Source organism: Prosthecobacter fluviatilis (genome assembly GCF_055388355.1).
Genome location: NZ_AP043782.1, coordinates 1428460 through 1444821 on the forward strand (window position 1 = coordinate 1428460; position 16362 = coordinate 1444821).

The window sequence follows — 16362 nt, forward strand, 5'->3', positions numbered from 1 at the left end:
TGCGATTCAAGCCCCGACATGCTTTCGCTACAGATTCGTCCTCCTCCAGTTTCAGGCTCCTCCTCGGTCTTTCCAGCCGTCATTCATGCCCCCCCCCGACACCGATGGGGCACTGTTCACCAGCCCCCTCCCAGCGCCTTGACCAAGGCGACAGTGGCGTTGAGTCGGCGCGAGCGAAGATCGATGGCACTGCGCTCTGCATTCAGGGCCGAGGCCTGCGCGGTAGTCACGTTGATGTAGCTCAAAGTACCCGCTTCATACTGGTTGTTGGCGATCCGCTCGCTCTCCCGTGCTGCTCGGACAGCCTCGTCCTGGGCGGCTGATTCGGCAGCAAGAATCCGCAGCGTGGACAGCGCGTCTTCAGACTCCTGCATGGCAGTGAGCACGGCCTGACGATAGTCCGCCACCGCCTGCCTCCATGTCGCGTCTGCCTGTGCCTTCGCGGCCAGACGCTGTCCGCTGTCCAGCAGGTTGAGCGTGGCATCAGGCCCGAAAGACCAGAAGTTGTTGCCTTGCGCAAAAAGATTGGCCAAGGCACGCCAGCCGGTCGCGGCCCCGAGGCTGATGGTGGGGAAAAACGCGGCGATGGAGGCACCGATACGCTCATTCGCCGCAGCCACACGCCGCTCCCCGGCAGCGATGTCTGGCCGCCTCTGCAACAGCGTGGAGGGAGCCGTGGACGGCACAGCAGGAATGTGTGAGGCCAGGGTCGCTGGCTTCAGGCCAAAATCTGCGGGAGCACGCCCGGTCAGTACCGCGATCGCATGTTCCATCGTCGCCCGTGTCACGCCGGTTTCGATCAAGGCCGCACGCGAAGTGGCCAGCTGCGTGGCAGCCAGGGCCACATCCGCCTCAGATGCCACCCCCTGGGCTTTGCGGTTTTGGGTGAGTTGCAGAGACTTCGCATAGCTGGCCACCTGCCGCTCGAGCAGCTGCCTCTGGGCATCCGCGGCTCGCAGGGAAAAGTAGCTCTGCGCCGCCTGCGCCTGCAAAGTTAGCCGGGTGGATTCCACATCCGCCATCGCCGCCTCGGAGTCCGCCTTGGTTGCCTTGGCGGTGTGCCTCAGCCGCCCCCAGACATCCAGCTCCCAGTTGGCTGTGCCGCCGACAGATTGGATCCTTTTCACCCCGGAGCCGCTGCGGGCGGCGTTGATCGAGTTCGCATTGCCGGAGCCGCCGAGCGCACCGCTCAGATTGACGGTGTAATCACTCGTGGCGGATGCGGTCGGCAGAAAAGCGAGCTTTGCCGCCGTCAGCAGCGCAGACGTCTGTTGAGCCTTGGCGACAGCGGATTGCAGCGACTGATTTGAGACCTCCAGGCTGGCCATGATCGCATCCAAATCCTTGTCATGAAAAATGGACCACCAGTTGCCCCGCGGCAGATGATCGGCGGGCTCTGCCACTTTCCAGCCAGAGCCCTCTTTAAACTTTGCAGGCAGGCTCATGGCGGGAGCCTGCTTTTTCGGGCTGAAACTGCAGCCGGCAGCCACCAGCGTGAGCAGCGGGAAAAGAAAACGGGTCATCATAGAGCGGCAGGAGCGGGAGCAGAGGCAGGATGCGTTACGGGCGAGATGCGGTGTTTTTTCAGGAAGCGCAGGCGCAGGCTGTCGAGGAAGAGATACACAACCGGCGTGGTGTAAAGGGTGAGCACCTGGCTGACGATGAGCCCGCCCACCACGGCGATGCCCAGCGGGCGTCGCAGCTCAGAGCCCACACCGCTTCCGAAGGCCAGCGGCAGCGCACCCAGCAGGGCCGCGGCGGTCGTCATCAAAATGGGGCGCAGGCGCAGCTGGCAGGCCTCGTAGATGGCCTGAAAGGAGTCCAGCCCCCGCTCACGCTCCGTCTGCAACGCAAAGTCGATCATCATGATGGCATTCTTTTTCACGATGCCGATGAGCAGGAAGATGCCGATCATCGCCATGACATTGAAGTCCATGCCAAAGACATACAGCGCCAGCAGCGCCCCCACCCCGGCGGAGGGCAGCGTGGAAAGGATGGTGAGCGGGTGCAGGAAGCTCTCGTAGAGAATGCCCAGCACGAGATAGATCACAATAAGCGCCGTGAGGATCAGGATAGGCTGACTGTCCATGGAGGCCTGGAAGGCACCCGCCGTGCCGGCAAAGGTGCGCTGCACGTCTTCAGGCAGCCCCAGCTTGTCCACCGTCTCGGTCACCGCCTCGGTGGCCTGGGCAAAGGAGGTTCCGGGCGCCACATTGAAGGAGAAGGTGAGCGCGGTGAACTGCCCCTGATGGCTGATGGAAAGCGGCGCAGGCGCAGCCTCCCAGCGTGCCAGCTGATTCAGCGGCACCAGCTTGCCGGAGGTGGCGCGCACCATCACATGCTCGATGGCGCCTGCATCGTCGTTTTGAGAAGCCTCAAGGATGACGCGGTATTGATTCAGCGGCGCATAGATGGTTGAGACCATGCGCTGGCCAAAGGAGCTGTTTAAGGCGGCGTCCACCGCCTGCATCGTTACCCCGATGCGGGCGCAGGCATCGCGGTCCACCACGAGGCGGGTCACGGTGCCTTTGTCCTCAAAGTCGCTGTTCACATCGGTGAGCTCCTTGAGGCCCAGGAGCGCCAGGCGCACCTTGGGCTCCACATTGCGGAGGGTGGCCACGTCATTGGCCATGAGGGTGTATTGATACAGCGCACGGCTGGAGCGCCCGCCGATGCGCAGATCCTGCGAGGGCATGAGCAGGAGCATGGCGCCGGGGATTTTGGAGAGCTTGCCGCGAAAGCGCGCGAGGATGGCGTCCATGGGCTCACGCTCGGCCAGGGGCTTGAGCGCCACGAAAACACGGCCGGTGTTTTTGGGACCGCCCATGCGCGAGTCGGAGCCGCAGCTGGCATTGAGCTTGGCCACGGCGGGGTCGTTTTGCACGAGATTGGCGATGGTGATGATCTTGTCGCGCATGGCCTGGAAGGAGATGTTCTGGTCTGCGCTGATGCTGCCGATGAGGAGGCCGTTGTCCTGCTGAGGAAAGAAACCCTTGGGGATGGTGACGTAGAGCCAGCCTGTGAGGCCCACGATGCCGAAGAGGGAGCCCAGCGTGATCCAGCGGTGGCGCAGCGCGATGTGCAGCGTGTAGGCGTAGAAGGACTGCACCCACAGGAAGATGCCCTCCGAAAACCGGGCGAAGAAACCCGGCTTGTGATCATGAGGATCAGCCCTGACCATGCGTGCACACATCATCGGTGTGGTGGTGAGGGAGACCACGAGAGACACGGCGATGGCCACGGAGAGCACCACGGCAAACTCACGGAAGAGCAGGCCCATGAGGCCGCCCATGAGCAGAATGGGGATGAACACGGCCACGAGCGAGATGCTCATGGAGATGACGGTAAAGGTGACCTCCCGCGTGCCGCGCCGCGCCGCCTCCATGACGGGCATGCCGTTTTCGATATGCCGCGTGATGTTTTCCAGCACCACCACCGCATCATCCACCACGAAGCCGGTGCTGATGGTGAGGGCCATGAGCGAGAGATTGTCCAGGCTGTAGCCGCAAAGGTACATGATTCCAAAGGTGCCCAGCAGGGAGACGGGCACGGCCACTCCGGGAATGAGCGTGGCGCGTGCACGGCGCAGGAAGGCAAACACCACCAGTACCACCAGCGCGATGGCGATGAGCAGCGAGTGCTGCACATCATCAATGGAGGCCTTGATAGTGATGGTTCGCTCCATCGTGATCTCCAGGTTCATGGCCGCGGGAATCATGGCGCGCAGGCGCGGCATGAGGGCTTTGATCTTGTCCACCACCTCGATGATGTTGGCCCCGGCCTGGCGGAAGACGATGAAGGAGACGGAGGTCTTGCCGTTGGTGCTGCCGTAGTTGTAGGCATCCTGCACGGCGTCGGTGACCTCGCCCAGATCCGCGAGCCGCACGGCAGCTCCGTTGCTATAGCTGACGATGATGTTTTTGTACTCCTCGGCATGGGAGAGCTGGTCACTGGCCACCACCTGCCAGCGGTGGCTGCGGTCCTCCACCACACCTTTGGGCCGGGTCACGTTGGCGCCGGTGATGGCGGCACGCACGTCCTCCATAGTCAGATTGGCGCGCGTGAGAGCGGGCATGTTCATGGTGGCGCGCACTGCGGGCAGCGAGCTGCCGCCGATGCTGACATTTCCCACGCCGTCCACCTGCGAGATCTTTTGCGCGATGACAGTGGAGGCCACGTCATACATCTGCCCGGGCGTCGCCACATCCGAGGTCAGCGCCATGATCATGATCGGCGAGTCCGCCATGTTCATCTTCCGGTAGGTCGGATTTCCCGGCATGCCGGTGGGCAGCAGGCTGCGGGAGGCATTGATGGCGGCCTCCACGTCCCGCGCAGCGCTGTCCACATCCCGGCTGATGTCAAACTGCAGACTGATGCTCGTGGAGCCCATCGAAGAAGACGAGGTCATCTCCGTGACACCCGCGATGCGGCCCAGCGCACGCTCCAACGGCGTGGCCACCGTGGCGGCCATGGTCTCCGGACTGGCACCCGGCAGCGAAGCGGAGACAGAGATGGAGGGCATGTCCACCTGTGGCAGCGCGGACACCGGCAGATTGTTGTACGCCAGGGCACCTGCCAATGCGACCGCCAGCGTGGCGAGCGTCGTCGCCACGGGCCGGTGGATGAAGGTGTCCGTAAAACTCATGCGATGGCGGGACTGGCGACTGCCGGCTGCTCGGCCGCCTGCCTGCGATGGGCAGAGGGAGCAAAGCGGTCAAAGATGAGGTAGATGACCGGAGTGGTGAAAAGCGTGAGGAGCTGGCTGAAGAGCAGGCCGCCCACCATGGTGAGACCCAGCGGATGGCGCAGCTCGGAGCCCTCCCCGTGGCCAATCATGAGCGGCAGCGCACCGAGCAGCGCGGCCAGCGTGGTCATAAGAATGGGTCGGAAGCGCAGCAGACAAGCCTGGTAGATGGCCTCTCGCGGAGCCATGCCGTGCTCGCGCTCAGCCTCGATGGCGAAGTCAATCATCATGATGGCATTCTTTTTCACGATGCCGATGAGCAGCACGATGCCGATGATGGCCATGACACCGAGCTCGGTATCTGTGAGCTTCAGCGCCAGCAGCGCGCCCACAGCGGCAGAGGGCAGCGTGGAGAGAATGGTGAGCGGGTGGATGAAGCTCTCATACAAAATACCAAGCACGAGGTACATGACCACCACGGCGGCGAGGATGAGCAGGAGTTGATTGCTCAGCGCGCTCTGGAAGGCGAGGGCGGTACCGGCAAAGGCGGTCTCGATGCTCTCGGGCATGTTGATCTCGTCTTTGATGCGCTGGATCTCCGCCACAGCAGCACCTAGGGAGACACCGTGCGCTAGATTGAACGACACCGTGGCGGCGGGAAACTGATCCTGATGGGCAATGGCCAGCGTCGAAGGCTCCTCAACGATTTTGGCCACGGCGCTCAGCAGCACCTGCTGCCCGGTGGTGGAGGGCACTCGCACCTGGTCAAAGGCGGCCAGCCCATCCTGAAACTCCAGGTCGTGCTCCAGCACCACGCGGTACTGCCCGCTCTGAGTAAAGATGGTGGAGACGAGCCGCTGGCCAAAGGCATTGTAAAGAGCGGCATCAATGGCGGCGACGGTGACGCCGAGGCGGCTCGCGGTCTCGCGGTCAATAATGACACGCGCCTGCAGGCCGCGATCAAGCAGGTCATCGGCCACATCAGCGAGCAGCGGGGACTCGCGCAGTTCCTCCACCAGCGCATGCGTCCACTCCTGCAGGGATTCCATGTCGGGAGACTGGAGGGTGAACTGGAACTGCGTGCGGCTCACGCGGTCCTCGATGTTGAGATCCTGCACAGGCTGGAGGTAGAGCTGCACATCCGGCAGGTGATTGGCCTTGTCCTGCAGGCGGCGCACCACCTGCATGGCGGTGGCATCACGCTCATGGCGCGGGCGCAGATTGATCAGCAGGCGGCCCGTGTTAGGCGTGGTGTTCACCCCATCCACCCCGATGAAGGAGGAAACGCTCTGCACGGCGTTGTCTTCGAGGATGAGCCGCGCCAGCGCCTGCTGCCTGCGCCCGAGCGCGGAGAAGGACACATTTTGCGGAGCCTCCACAAAGCCCTGGATGAGCCCCGTATCCTGCAGCGGGAAGAAGCCCTTGGACACGCTCTCGTAGAGCACTCCGGTGGCCACGAGCGTGGCGATGAAGACAAGCATGGTGGTGGCTCCGTGATTGAGCACCACACGCAGTACGCGTCCGTAGAGGGCGATGACGGCATCGAACCCGCGCGAGACCATCTGCGCGATGGGCCCCTCCCCGCCATGCCTGAGCAAGCGGGCGCACATCATGGGAGTGAGCGTCAGGGAGACAACGGCGGAGATGACAATGGAAATGGCCAGCGTGATCGCGAACTCACGGAACAGGCGGCCCACAACGTCCTGCATGAAGAGCAGCGGAATGAGCACGGCGATGAGCGAGAGCGTGAGGGAAATGATGGTGAAGCCGATCTGCCTCGCACCTTTGAGCGCAGCCTCCATGGCAGATTCTCCCGCCTCGATGTAGCGCGCGATGTTTTCGATCATCACGATGGCGTCGTCGACCACGAAGCCAGTGGCAATCGTCAGGGCCATGAGCGTGAGGTTGTTCAGGCTGAAGCCGCAGACCCACATGACGGCAAAGGTGCCCACAAGGGAGAGCGGCACGGCCACGGCAGGAATGATGGTGGCGCTGACACTGCGCAGGAAGACAAAGATGACGGCCACCACCAGCACAATGGAGAGCAGCAGCTCATACTGCACGTCCTCCACCGAGGCGCGGATCGTCGTGGTGCGGTCGGTGAGAAGCTGCACGTCCACAGCCTTGGGCAGGTTTTCCTTGAGCTTGGGTATCAGGGCTTTGATGCGGTCCGCCACCTCGATGACGTTGGCACCGGGCTGGCGCTGCACATTCACCACCACAGCGGGCTGCACGTCCGCCCAGGCGGCGAGGCGCACGTTTTCCGCTTCATCCACCACATCGGCCACATCAATGACACGCACCGGTGCGTTGTTGCGCCAGGCGATGACGAGATTGCGGTAGTCGTCTGCGGAGATGAGCTGGTCATTCGCGTCCACGGTGCTGCTCCGCGTGGCACTGTCGAAGCCGCCCTTTGGCTGGTTCACATTGCCGGCGGCGATGGCGTTGCGCAGATCTTCCGTGCTGAGGCCGCGCGCGGAAAGTGCCACCGGATTGGCGCGGATGCGCACCGCCGGACGCATGCCGCCGCTGAGGGAGACGAGGCCCACACCGGAGATCTGCGAAAGCTTGGGCACGAGACGCGTGTCTGCTGCATCCTGCACCTTGATCAACGGCAGAGAGTGCGAGGTAAGCGCCAGCGTGATGATGGGCGCGTCGGCAGGGTTGACCTTGTTGTAAACCGGCGGGTTGGGCAGGTCGGTGGGCAGCAGCGTGGCGGCGGCATTGATGGCGGCCTGCACACTCTGCTCGGCGATGTCGAGCTTGAGCCCCAGCGTGAAGCGCAGGGTGATGACGGAGGAGCCACCGCTGCTGATGGAGTACATCTGCGCGAGGCCGGGCATCTGCCCAAACTGGCGCTCCAGAGGCGCGGTGACAGAGGAGGTCATCACCTCCGGGCCTGCTCCGGGATAAAGCGTGACGACCTGGATGGTAGGGTAGTCCACCTGCGGCAGTGCCGAAACCGGCAGCAGGCGGTAGGCCAGCCCGCCCACCAGCAGTACAGCCACCATCAGCAGTGTGGTGGCTACAGGCCGCTCGATGAAGATGCGTGAGGGGTTCATGTGCAGGGGCTCAAGCAGTGGCCTTCATCAGGGGAGCATGGCGGCTTTGTCGCCTTTCCCCTGCCCTTTTCCTTTGTCCTGGTCTCCGCCTTTGGCCAGCCTGCCCGCGGGCGGCTTGCCAGGGATGATGACCTCAACCTTGGCTCCCTCGCGCAGACGGTCCACCCCCTGGGTGATGACTTTGTCTCCGGGCTTCAGTCCTTCGGTGATGAGCACACGGTCCCCCTGTGTGGGGCCAGTGGTGACGACATGCATGCTGACGGTGCTGTCCGCCTCCTGCAGCACATAGACATACGCTCCCTTGGAGCCGCGCTGGATGCAGTTGGCCGGTGCTACGGTGGCATTGGGAATCGTGTTCACAAGCAAGCGCGCAATCACAAACTGATTGGGGAAAAGCAGGCCGTCCGCATTGGGAAATTGCGCCTTGAGCTTGAGTGTGCCGGAGGTGAGATCAATCTGGTTGTCGGTAGTGAGAAGGTGGCCGCGACCAAGAAGCTTGTTCATCTCCTTGTCCACGGCTTCGACCTGCACCTTGTCACCCGAGGCCAGACGCCTGCGCACGGCGTCCACTCGCTCCTGCGGGATATTGCAGACAAGCCCGATGGGATCCATCTGCGTGATGATGACGAGGCCGTTGGCGTCAGTGGAGCGTATCATGTTGCCAGGGTCCACCTGGCGCAGTCCCACGCGACCAGTGAGCGGTGCAGTGACTTTGGTGTAGCTGAGTTGCAGGGCCGCACTGGCGACTGCGGCGCGGTCGGAGGTCAGCGCAGCATCATACTGGCGCACCAGCGAGGCCTGCGTGTCCACCTGCTGGCGGGCGATGGAGTCCTGCTTCAGCAGCATGGTGTAGCGGTCCATGTCCTTATTGGCATTAGCCAGCAGGGCCTCATCGCGCTCGAGCTGCCCCTGGGCCTGGTCCAGCGCCACCTGGAAGGGGCGCGGGTCGATCTCCGCCAGCAAATCGCCAGCCTTGACCATCTGTCCTTCAACGAAGTGTACCTTGTCGAGCTGGCCGTCCACACGGCTGCGCACGGTCACGACATACAGCGGTGTCACGGTGCCCGCGAGGCTGACCCACTCATCGAAATTCTCCTGCTTGACCTCACCCACGGTCACAGCCGCCGTGCCGCCGCGCATTCCCCTGCCCCCGGGAGCACCAGCCGCCGCAGGCTCGGGCCGGTGCATCCACAGCCAGCCGCCGCCAGCAAGGGCTAGAAAGATGATGATGAAACATCCGGCGCGTCCTTTGGCTGACGACGGATTGATGGGAGGGGTGGATTCGTTCATTTCAAGTGTCTTGGCATGGCAGATGTAACCGAATTCTGAATGCAAAGTTCCGACTCGGCGCATGCAAAGCTACGAATCTGACATGCGTGAAGTAGCAGTCCAGCAGCAGGAAAGCATAATTAAAAAAAGATCAGCTTCTGTCCATGACTCGACTGTAGCTGTGCACGACAAGCCGTCAGCCTAGTCAATGTAGCGCCAAGCATGATTCATTGGTAATCCCCACCTTGCACCATTCAAATCCCCCTGCAGTTCTCAGCTCTGAAGAACACGCTGCCAGCCTTGCTCAAAATCGCCGACTAACGTGCAATCAATGGCAGCGAATGCATCGCCTTGGCAAAAGTGACGATGTGCTGATGGGAACGCCAACCAGCAGCCTTACGTTTGAAATGTCACTCCAGCACCTGTCACCGGTCAAAGTTTCATTCGCCAGTCACACCACAAGCTTCAAGCACCGGAAAAAATCACAGGCAGGCTGTGTGCAGAAGAAAGCACTTAACAAAAATCCGCCACCTAGGCTCACTTGCCGAGTTCAGAAACCGGTCGTGGAGTGAGGTCGTTGACCCCCTTCGGGAACATCCGCCCACGCGCTGTCAAAATCTCAGGCTCGTCAGGCGTGATGAGCACCACATGCTCAAAATGCGCTGAGGGCTTGCGATCCGTCGTCACCACAGTCCATTTATCCTCGAGGATGCGCGTCTTTCCCGTTCCCATGTTGATCATGGGCTCAATGGCAAGGGTCATTCCCGCTTTGAGCCGTGGCCGATCACCTTTCTTGCCATAGTTTGGCACCTGAGGCTCTTCGTGCAGCTTTCTGCCGACACCATGGCCGACAAACTCACGCACCACGGTGTAACCATACTGCGTCACATGGTGCTCAACACTGTGGCACAGATCTCCGAGCATCCACCCGTCTCGCGCAAACTTCACGGCATTGAGCAAAGACTCTTCCGTCGCTGCAAGAAGATGCAGCGTTTCCTTGGCCACATTGCCCACAGGAACAGTCAGAGCGTTATCTCCAACCCAGCCGTCGTAATAAACCCCCACATCGATTTTCACGATGTCTCCATCCTGAATGACGCGAGGTCCGCCGATGCCATGAACAACTTCCTCGTTGATGGAAATGCAGATCGTTCCTGGAAACTGACGATAACCCAAAAAGGCGCTGGTGGCTCCACAAGCCTTGATCTCGGCGGCTGCGAAACGATCCACCTCGGCAGTCGTCACCCCTGCATGCACTTGTGCAGAGGTTTTGATGAGCACATCGCGAGCCACCTGGCAGGCACGGCGAATGCCCTGCTGCTGCGCGCCGTGACGGATGGGGATGTTCCCCGATTTTACAAAAGCCATGACGCGCTGGATGAGGCTCACTTGAGAGCGAGTTTATACACAACGCCAATCAAGACCATGATGGCAAGAGCGACCCACAGCCAGACGACAGTGGTGGAGTCAACAGCACGGGCACCCTGCTGGATGCGATCCACACGGCCACGGATGCGGCCCTTCTTCAGGAAACCATCATAGTGGCTTTGCAGCAGGTGTGTTTCCACCTGGCGCATCACGTCGAGGACAACGCCCACAAGAATCAGAAGGCTCGTACCTCCGAAGAACTGGGCAGCCGAGCTGGAGATTTTCATCGAGCTGCTGACAATGCCTGGCATCACATAGAGCCCGGTAAGGAAGATCGCACCGGCAAAGGTGAGACGGCTCATGGTGAAATCAAGGAAATCGGCTGTGGGCTTGCCCGGGCGGATGCCTGGGACGTAGCCGCCGCTCTTCTTGAGGTCTTCAGAAATCTGCGTCGGCTGGAACATCGTGGCCACCCAGAAATAGCTGAAGAAGAAAATCAGCAGGGAGGAAGCGACATAGTAGACCCAGCCGCTGCTGATAAACAGCGCCATGCGCTGGATCCAGTTCACATCTTTGAAGAGTGAGGCAAGAATGGTGGAGGGGAACAGAAGGATCGCCTGGGCGAAGATGATCGGCATGACACCGGAATAATTGATCTTCAGCGGCAGGTATTGCGTCTGTCCACCGTAAACCTTGCGGCCCACAACGCGTTTGGCGTAGGTGATCGCGATTCGGCGCGTCGCCTGGGTCAGGGCAATGACACCAGCGATCACAAGAATCATAAAGCCCATGAGGAGTACCAGTGTGAAGGCGCTGGCGGGGCTGGCCTTGATGCTGCCCACGAAAGTCTGCCAGACCTGAATCAGGGCACCTGGAAGATCTGAAACGATGTTCACGCAAATCAGAATCGAGACACCGTTGCCAATGCCGCGGTCAGTGATCTGCTCGCCAAGCCACATCATGAGCATGGTGCCGGCGGTGATGGTGATGACACTTGTGAAAACAAATCCAGCTCCGTAGTTGGGAACCAGAGGACGTCCGCCAAGTTTGTCGATGGCATCCTGCAGGCCGGCCATCAGATAGTTCTGCGCAGGGTCGTGCAGAGACTGCGCAAGCAGAGTCGCCTGAAACACGCAGAGAACAATGGTGGCAATACGGGTGTACTGCGTGATCTTCTGACGCCCGCCTTCTTCACGGGCAAGCTTGCTCAGAGGAGGCCACACCGCCGTCAGCAGCTGCAGCATGATGCTGGCACTGATGTAAGGCATGATGCCAAGAGCAAAAATAGCGCAGTTTTGCAGCCCGCCGCCGCTGAAAATATTCAGAAGCGCGGCGACTTGAGAGGCGCCCGAGGCATTGTCTCCCGCCTTGTTTTCAATCCAGGCATTCAGCACAGTCGCGTCAACACCCGGAAGCGTGATGGACGTGCCGATACGGACGATGACAATCATCGCCAGAGTGAAAAGGATGCGTGAGCGCAGTTCGGGAACTTTGAAGCTGTTGGCGAAAGCAGAGATCATGAGAGAAAGACTCTAAGCGAAGATGGGCCTGCTTCCTGACAGCATTCGCTGCGCGGAGACCGGCCCATCAAAGAGGTTGGTTGGGTCAGAAAAATCAGGCAGCGATGGAGCCGCCGGCTTTCTCAATCTTTTCACGGGCCGTAGCGCTGACTTTCGCGCCCTCGATGGTGAGTTTACGGGAAAGATCACCAGTGCCGAGAATTTTGATGATGTCGCAATTGCGGCTGACAAGCCCCGCTTCGCGGAGAGCAGCTTCATTGATGACAGCACCATCGTCGAAGGCTTCATTCAGTTCACCGACGTTCACGACTTCGATGGCGTCCTGGAAGAGACTGTTGTTGAAACCTTTCTTCGGCAAACGGCGATGCATTGGCATCTGACCGCCTTCAAAGCCGGGGCGGATGCCGCGACCTGCACGGGCCATCTGGCCCTTGTTGCCTTTACCGGAAGTTTTACCGTGGCCTGAGCTTTCGCCACAGCCAATGCGCTTGCGGCGCTTTTTGGCACCGGGGCGGGGTTTGACGTCTTGGAGTTGCATGAAAAATTAAATGGAAAAAGGGGGAATTCGATCAGAGTGCCTTGCGCTCTTTGATTTCCTTGCCGCGTGCGCGGAGGATCTCATCAGCAGGGCGGAGGGCCGTAAGTGCGGCGAGCGTCGCGCGAACAACGTTGGCATGGTTGCTGGAACCAAGAGATTTGCCGATCACGTCCTTCACACCTGCAGCTTCGAGCACTGCACGGGCACCACCACCTGCGATGATGCCTGTACCCGCTGTGGCAGGTTTGAGGAGAATGTGTCCGCCGCCATGGGAACCAACCACTTCATGTGGGATGGTGCTGTCCTTCAGGCAGATGGAAAGCATGTTCTTGCGGGAAGCTTCCGTCGCCTTCTTGATCGCGTCAGAGACTTCGTTGGCCTTGCCAAAACCGCAGCCCACTTTGCCCTTGGCATCGCCGGAAACGACGAGTGCGCTGAAGCTGAAGCGACGACCACCTTTGACCACCTTGGCGCATCGGTTGATGTGAACGACTTTTTCGACGCCATCCGTCTCACGCGGCGCACGATCATCACGACCACGGAAACCACCGTAGGAGGGAGTCGGAGCTGCTGGAGCCTCCGCGACGGCGGCGGCTGGGGGATCGATAACTACTGTTTCTTCGGCCATAAGTTTACGTGAGGCGGTTTTAGAATTTCAGACCCTTTTCGCGGGCGGCATCAGCAAGGGCTTTCACCTTGCCATGATAGATGAAACCGGCACGGTCGAAGACCACTTCGGTAATGTTTTTTGCCATGGCGCGCTCAGCGAGGAGACTGCCAATTTTCGTGGCGTTCTCGACGTTGGCCTTGCCAGCGCCATAACCTTTTTCCTTGGTGGAAGCAGAAACGATCGTCTTCCCTGCCACGTCGTCGATGACCTGGGCGTAAACGTTCGTGTTCGAAAAGTAAACGGCGAGGCGGGGACGCTCGGCTGTGCCGCTGAGCTTGCGGCGGATGCGCTTGTGAATGCGAGCGCGAATTTCTTTGCGATTGGTAAGAGCCATGTTGAGTATCTCCGGAGATTATTTGACAGATTTGCCGGCTTTACGGCGGATGTGTTCACCCACATAACGCACGCCCTTGGCCTTGTAAGGCTCCGGCGGGTAGTAGGCACGAATGTCAGCGGCAAGCTGGCCGACAACCTGTTTGTCAATGCCTTCGATGGCGATCTTGGTGTTTTCAGTGACGGTCACCTTCACCCCTTTCGGGATCGGATGAAGACGGTCATGGGACTGCCCAAGCTGAAGGTCGATGTTGGTGCCCTTGACAGCAGCGCGGAAACCGACGCCGTGAATCTCAAGGTTGCGGGTGTAGCCCTGGCTGACTCCAATCAGCATGTTGGAGATAAGGCGCTGAGTGGTGCCATGAAGGGCACGCACCTTGCGGTCTTCGGATTCGCGGGTGACGTTGATCGTCTTGTCGTCCGAATTGACTTTAACACCGAGGGGAAGGGTCCAGCCAAGTTCTCCCTTGGGGCCCTTGACCTGCACCGAACGGTCATCACCAATCTTGATGGTGACCTTGTCTGGAATAGAAATGATTTGTTTGCCTACGCGTGACATAATGGTTGTGACGGGTTGGGGGTTTACCAGACGGTGGCGAGGAGTTCACCACCCACTTTGGCCTTGCGGGCCTTGGCGCCGGTCATGATGCCGCGGGGTGTGGAAAGAATGGAAATGCCCAGTCCACCGAGCACACGAGGGATCTCGGTGCTGCCGACGTACTTGCGCAGACCAGGCTTGCTGACACGGTCAATCTTGCGAATGACGGCAGTCTTGTCCTGGTACTTGAGCTTGAGTTTGAGACGGGGATGAGCGGCGCTGGTGTCCACTTCATAGCTCCAAATGTAGCCTTCTTCCTGAAGGATGCGGCAAAGTTCTGCCTTCATCTTGGAGAAAGGAATGAGCACCTGCTCCTGCTGTGCGGCGCAGGCGTTGCGGATGCGGGTGAGAAAGTCTGAAATCGGGTCGGTCATGACGCTGAGGGTGTCCGGGTGTTGGGGTTATGCGGCGGCTTCAGTGCCATCTTCCTTTTTAGGCTGGGCAGTGCGTGTGCGGAACGGCATGCCAAGGGTGCGCAGCATTTCACGCGCATGGTCATCGTTGTTCGTGCTGGTCACGAAAGTGATGTCAAAGCCAAGGGGGCGCTTGATCTTGTCGAGCTCGATTTCAGGGAAGATCGACTGCTCAGCAACACCGAGCGTGTAATTGCCGCGGCCGTCAAAGGCACGGGGGGCAACACCGCGGAAGTCACGGATGCGGGGAATTGCGGTGCGCACGAGACGCATCATGAAGTCGTACATCTTGCTGCCACGGAGAGTGACTTTGACGCCGACATTTTCACCTTCGCGCAGCTTGAAGTTGGCGATGGCTTTTTTACTCTTGGTGATGACAGGCTTCTGGCCGGTGATCAGAGTCACTTCGTTCACGGCGTCTTCGATCGCCTGCTTGCGCTCGGACTGGCTGCCGATGGCGCAGTTCACCACAATCTTCTTGAGCTGTGGTACCTGATGGATGTTTGCAAGACCAAGCTGATCTTTCAGCTGGGTACGCTTTTCTTTGTAGAGGGTCTGTAGGATGTGTTCCATGATTCAGTTTGGGCTGTGCCGCCTTTCCCTCGGTGATCGCCCCGTGCGGAGCGACGACGGCGAGGGGGGAGGCAAATGGGGGGCGTTGATTTAGGCCTTGACCTTCTTCTTCGCAACTTTCTTTTTCTTCTCTTTCACAGGCGCATCAACGCGCTTGACATTCGAGATATGAATGGGGCCTTCCTTGTCTTGGAAGCCGCCTGACTGGTTCTGCTGGGTGGGCTTGATCGCTTTCTTGATCATGCGCACGCCTTCGACGAGCACCCGGCCTTTGCCTGGCTGCACTTCCAGGACAACTCCCTGGGCACCTTTGGCGGCTCCGGAAATGACGACGACATTGTCGCCTTTTTTAACGTGGGTCTTGGTACGGCTCATGGGGATTACAGCACTTCAGGTGCGAGGGAAACGATCTTCATGAAGTTTTTGTCGCGCAGCTCACGGGCCACAGGGCCAAAGATACGGGTGCCGCGCGGGTTGTTGTCTTTGTCGATGATGACCATGGCGTTGCGGTCAAAACGCAGGATCGAGCCGTCAACACGGCGGATCGGATGCGAAGTGCGCACGATCACGGCACGGACGACTTCACCCTTTTTCACAGCCGCTGTCGGCGTGGACTCACGCACGTGCGCGGTGATGATGTCGCCGACATAAGCGAAGCGGGTGTTTTTCTTGCCGAGCACGCCGATCATCGTCGCCAGTCGGGCACCGGTGTTGTCAGCCACCGGGATTGAGGACTCCATTTGCAACATAAGCTGTTTCTCCTGGTCTGGTTTAAGGGTTCAAATTGCGAATTAGTGCTTCTGCACTTCGATCAGTTCCCAGCGCTTCAGCTTGGACAGCGGGCGGGTTTCGGCGATGAGCACCTTGTCACCTTCTTTGGCCAGACCATTTTCGTCGTGGGCATAGAACTTGGAGGTTTTGCGCACGATCTTCTTGAAGATTGGGTGCGGAACGCGGCGTTCGACTTTGACGACGATGGTCTTCGTCATTTTGTCGGACACCACGACGCCGACGCGCGTTTTGCGCACGGGTGTTTTTTCGGTGGCTGCAGGGGCTGCTGCGGTGGTCTCGCTCATGATGTTAAAATTGCTTCAGTGGGTTGATGACCGGATCAGGCGGCCTTCTTGGCGGCCGCAGCGCGGGCGCGTTCGGTGATGATGGTTTCGATCCGGGCGATCTCGCGACGGATGTGGGTCAGACGGGCGGGGTTTTCGAGCTGACCGCCACCTGCGCTCTGCTGCACGCGCAGATTCAGCGCTTCCTGCTTCAGTTCGCGACGGCGTGCGGAAAGTTCTTCCACAGTCGATTCACGGAGTTCTTTGATCTTCATAATT

Annotated in this window: 16 protein-coding genes; all 16 read right to left on the minus strand. The window is 60.0% G+C overall.

Annotation, left to right across the window (positions count from 1 at the left end; translation table 11 throughout):
- Positions 1 to 116 precede the first annotated feature (116 nt).
- The 16 genes from ACZ5WW_RS05425 to rpmC all read right to left on the minus strand — a co-directional run bounded on the left by ACZ5WW_RS05425 (position 117) and on the right by rpmC (position 16358).
- Positions 117 to 1526: an efflux transporter outer membrane subunit gene (locus tag ACZ5WW_RS05425; RefSeq protein WP_377166965.1), complete on the minus strand. Its 1410-nt coding sequence runs from the start codon at positions 1524 to 1526 to the stop codon at positions 117 to 119.
- Positions 1523 to 4645 (minus strand): efflux RND transporter permease subunit, encoded by a 3123-nt coding sequence (locus tag ACZ5WW_RS05430; protein ID WP_377166963.1) that lies wholly within the window; start codon positions 4643 to 4645, stop codon positions 1523 to 1525. The genes ACZ5WW_RS05425 and ACZ5WW_RS05430 overlap by 4 nt, the downstream gene beginning before the upstream one ends.
- Entirely contained in the window at positions 4642 to 7746 is a 3105-nt protein-coding gene (locus tag ACZ5WW_RS05435) for a multidrug efflux RND transporter permease subunit (RefSeq protein WP_377166961.1), read from the minus strand. The genes ACZ5WW_RS05430 and ACZ5WW_RS05435 overlap by 4 nt, the downstream gene beginning before the upstream one ends.
- A gap of 27 nt (positions 7747 to 7773) precedes the next feature.
- Positions 7774 to 9036 (minus strand): MdtA/MuxA family multidrug efflux RND transporter periplasmic adaptor subunit, encoded by a 1263-nt coding sequence (locus ACZ5WW_RS05440; protein WP_377166959.1) that lies wholly within the window; start codon positions 9034 to 9036, stop codon positions 7774 to 7776.
- Between the two features lie 516 nt (positions 9037 to 9552).
- On the minus strand, positions 9553 to 10404 hold the full coding sequence (gene map / locus ACZ5WW_RS05445; RefSeq protein WP_464694215.1) for a type I methionyl aminopeptidase: 852 nt from the start codon (positions 10402 to 10404) through the stop codon (positions 9553 to 9555).
- Positions 10401 to 11903, minus strand: a complete 1503-nt coding sequence (secY, locus tag ACZ5WW_RS05450; protein ID WP_377166955.1) for a preprotein translocase subunit SecY — start codon at positions 11901 to 11903, stop codon at positions 10401 to 10403. Before secY ends, map begins: the two co-directional genes overlap by 4 nt.
- A gap of 94 nt (positions 11904 to 11997) precedes the next feature.
- Positions 11998 to 12441: a 50S ribosomal protein L15 gene (gene rplO, locus ACZ5WW_RS05455; protein ID WP_377166953.1), complete on the minus strand. Its 444-nt coding sequence runs from the start codon at positions 12439 to 12441 to the stop codon at positions 11998 to 12000.
- A gap of 31 nt (positions 12442 to 12472) precedes the next feature.
- Positions 12473 to 13069, minus strand: a complete 597-nt coding sequence (rpsE, locus tag ACZ5WW_RS05460) for a 30S ribosomal protein S5 (protein WP_377166951.1) — start codon at positions 13067 to 13069, stop codon at positions 12473 to 12475.
- Positions 13070 to 13088: 19 nt separating this feature from the next.
- A complete protein-coding gene (gene rplR, locus ACZ5WW_RS05465) occupies positions 13089 to 13445 on the minus strand; it encodes a 50S ribosomal protein L18 (RefSeq protein WP_377166949.1) in 357 nt (118 codons plus the stop codon).
- Positions 13446 to 13463: 18 nt separating this feature from the next.
- Positions 13464 to 14003 carry a 50S ribosomal protein L6 gene (gene rplF / locus ACZ5WW_RS05470; protein ID WP_377166947.1) on the minus strand — a complete coding sequence of 180 codons (540 nt, stop codon included), beginning with the start codon at positions 14001 to 14003 and terminating at the stop codon, positions 13464 to 13466.
- A 23-nt stretch (positions 14004 to 14026) separates the two neighbouring features.
- The gene (gene rpsH / locus ACZ5WW_RS05475; protein ID WP_377166945.1) at positions 14027 to 14416 is read right to left on the minus strand and encodes a 30S ribosomal protein S8; all 390 of its coding nucleotides are present in this window, start codon (positions 14414 to 14416) and stop codon (positions 14027 to 14029) included.
- Between the two features lie 27 nt (positions 14417 to 14443).
- Positions 14444 to 15028: a 50S ribosomal protein L5 gene (rplE, locus tag ACZ5WW_RS05480; RefSeq protein WP_377166943.1), complete on the minus strand. Its 585-nt coding sequence runs from the start codon at positions 15026 to 15028 to the stop codon at positions 14444 to 14446.
- Positions 15029 to 15118: 90 nt separating this feature from the next.
- A complete protein-coding gene (rplX, locus tag ACZ5WW_RS05485) occupies positions 15119 to 15403 on the minus strand; it encodes a 50S ribosomal protein L24 (protein WP_377166941.1) in 285 nt (94 codons plus the stop codon).
- A gap of 5 nt (positions 15404 to 15408) precedes the next feature.
- Complete coding sequence (gene rplN / locus ACZ5WW_RS05490; protein WP_294398988.1) at positions 15409 to 15777, minus strand: 50S ribosomal protein L14; 369 nt, start codon at positions 15775 to 15777, stop codon at positions 15409 to 15411.
- Between the two features lie 42 nt (positions 15778 to 15819).
- Positions 15820 to 16104, minus strand: coding sequence for a 30S ribosomal protein S17 (gene rpsQ, locus ACZ5WW_RS05495; protein WP_377166939.1), 285 nt, complete (start codon positions 16102 to 16104; stop codon positions 15820 to 15822).
- A 35-nt stretch (positions 16105 to 16139) separates the two neighbouring features.
- Positions 16140 to 16358 (minus strand): 50S ribosomal protein L29, encoded by a 219-nt coding sequence (gene rpmC / locus ACZ5WW_RS05500; RefSeq protein WP_377166937.1) that lies wholly within the window; start codon positions 16356 to 16358, stop codon positions 16140 to 16142.
- Positions 16359 to 16362: the final 4 nt, after the last annotated feature.

Coding starts and splice junctions, on each gene's coding strand:
- rpsQ (WP_377166939.1), bottom strand. CDS start 16,104: ATGAGCGAGACCACCGCAGCAGCCCCTGCAGCCACCGAAAAAACACCC.
- rpmC (WP_377166937.1), bottom strand. CDS start 16,358: ATGAAGATCAAAGAACTCCGTGAATCGACTGTGGAAGAACTTTCCGCA.
- rpsE (WP_377166951.1), bottom strand. CDS start 13,069: ATGGCCGAAGAAACAGTAGTTATCGATCCCCCAGCCGCCGCCGTCGCG.
- rplX (WP_377166941.1), bottom strand. CDS start 15,403: ATGAGCCGTACCAAGACCCACGTTAAAAAAGGCGACAATGTCGTCGTC.
- rplE (WP_377166943.1), bottom strand. CDS start 15,028: ATGGAACACATCCTACAGACCCTCTACAAAGAAAAGCGTACCCAGCTG.
- ACZ5WW_RS05425 (WP_377166965.1), bottom strand. CDS start 1,526: ATGATGACCCGTTTTCTTTTCCCGCTGCTCACGCTGGTGGCTGCCGGC.
- rplN (WP_294398988.1), bottom strand. CDS start 15,777: ATGTTGCAAATGGAGTCCTCAATCCCGGTGGCTGACAACACCGGTGCC.
- ACZ5WW_RS05430 (WP_377166963.1), bottom strand. CDS start 4,645: ATGAGTTTTACGGACACCTTCATCCACCGGCCCGTGGCGACGACGCTC.
- rplF (WP_377166947.1), bottom strand. CDS start 14,003: ATGTCACGCGTAGGCAAACAAATCATTTCTATTCCAGACAAGGTCACC.
- ACZ5WW_RS05440 (WP_377166959.1), bottom strand. CDS start 9,036: ATGAACGAATCCACCCCTCCCATCAATCCGTCGTCAGCCAAAGGACGC.
- rplO (WP_377166953.1), bottom strand. CDS start 12,441: ATGCAACTCCAAGACGTCAAACCCCGCCCCGGTGCCAAAAAGCGCCGC.
- secY (WP_377166955.1), bottom strand. CDS start 11,903: ATGATCTCTGCTTTCGCCAACAGCTTCAAAGTTCCCGAACTGCGCTCA.
- rpsH (WP_377166945.1), bottom strand. CDS start 14,416: ATGACCGACCCGATTTCAGACTTTCTCACCCGCATCCGCAACGCCTGC.
- rplR (WP_377166949.1), bottom strand. CDS start 13,445: ATGGCTCTTACCAATCGCAAAGAAATTCGCGCTCGCATTCACAAGCGC.
- ACZ5WW_RS05435 (WP_377166961.1), bottom strand. CDS start 7,746: ATGAACCCCTCACGCATCTTCATCGAGCGGCCTGTAGCCACCACACTG.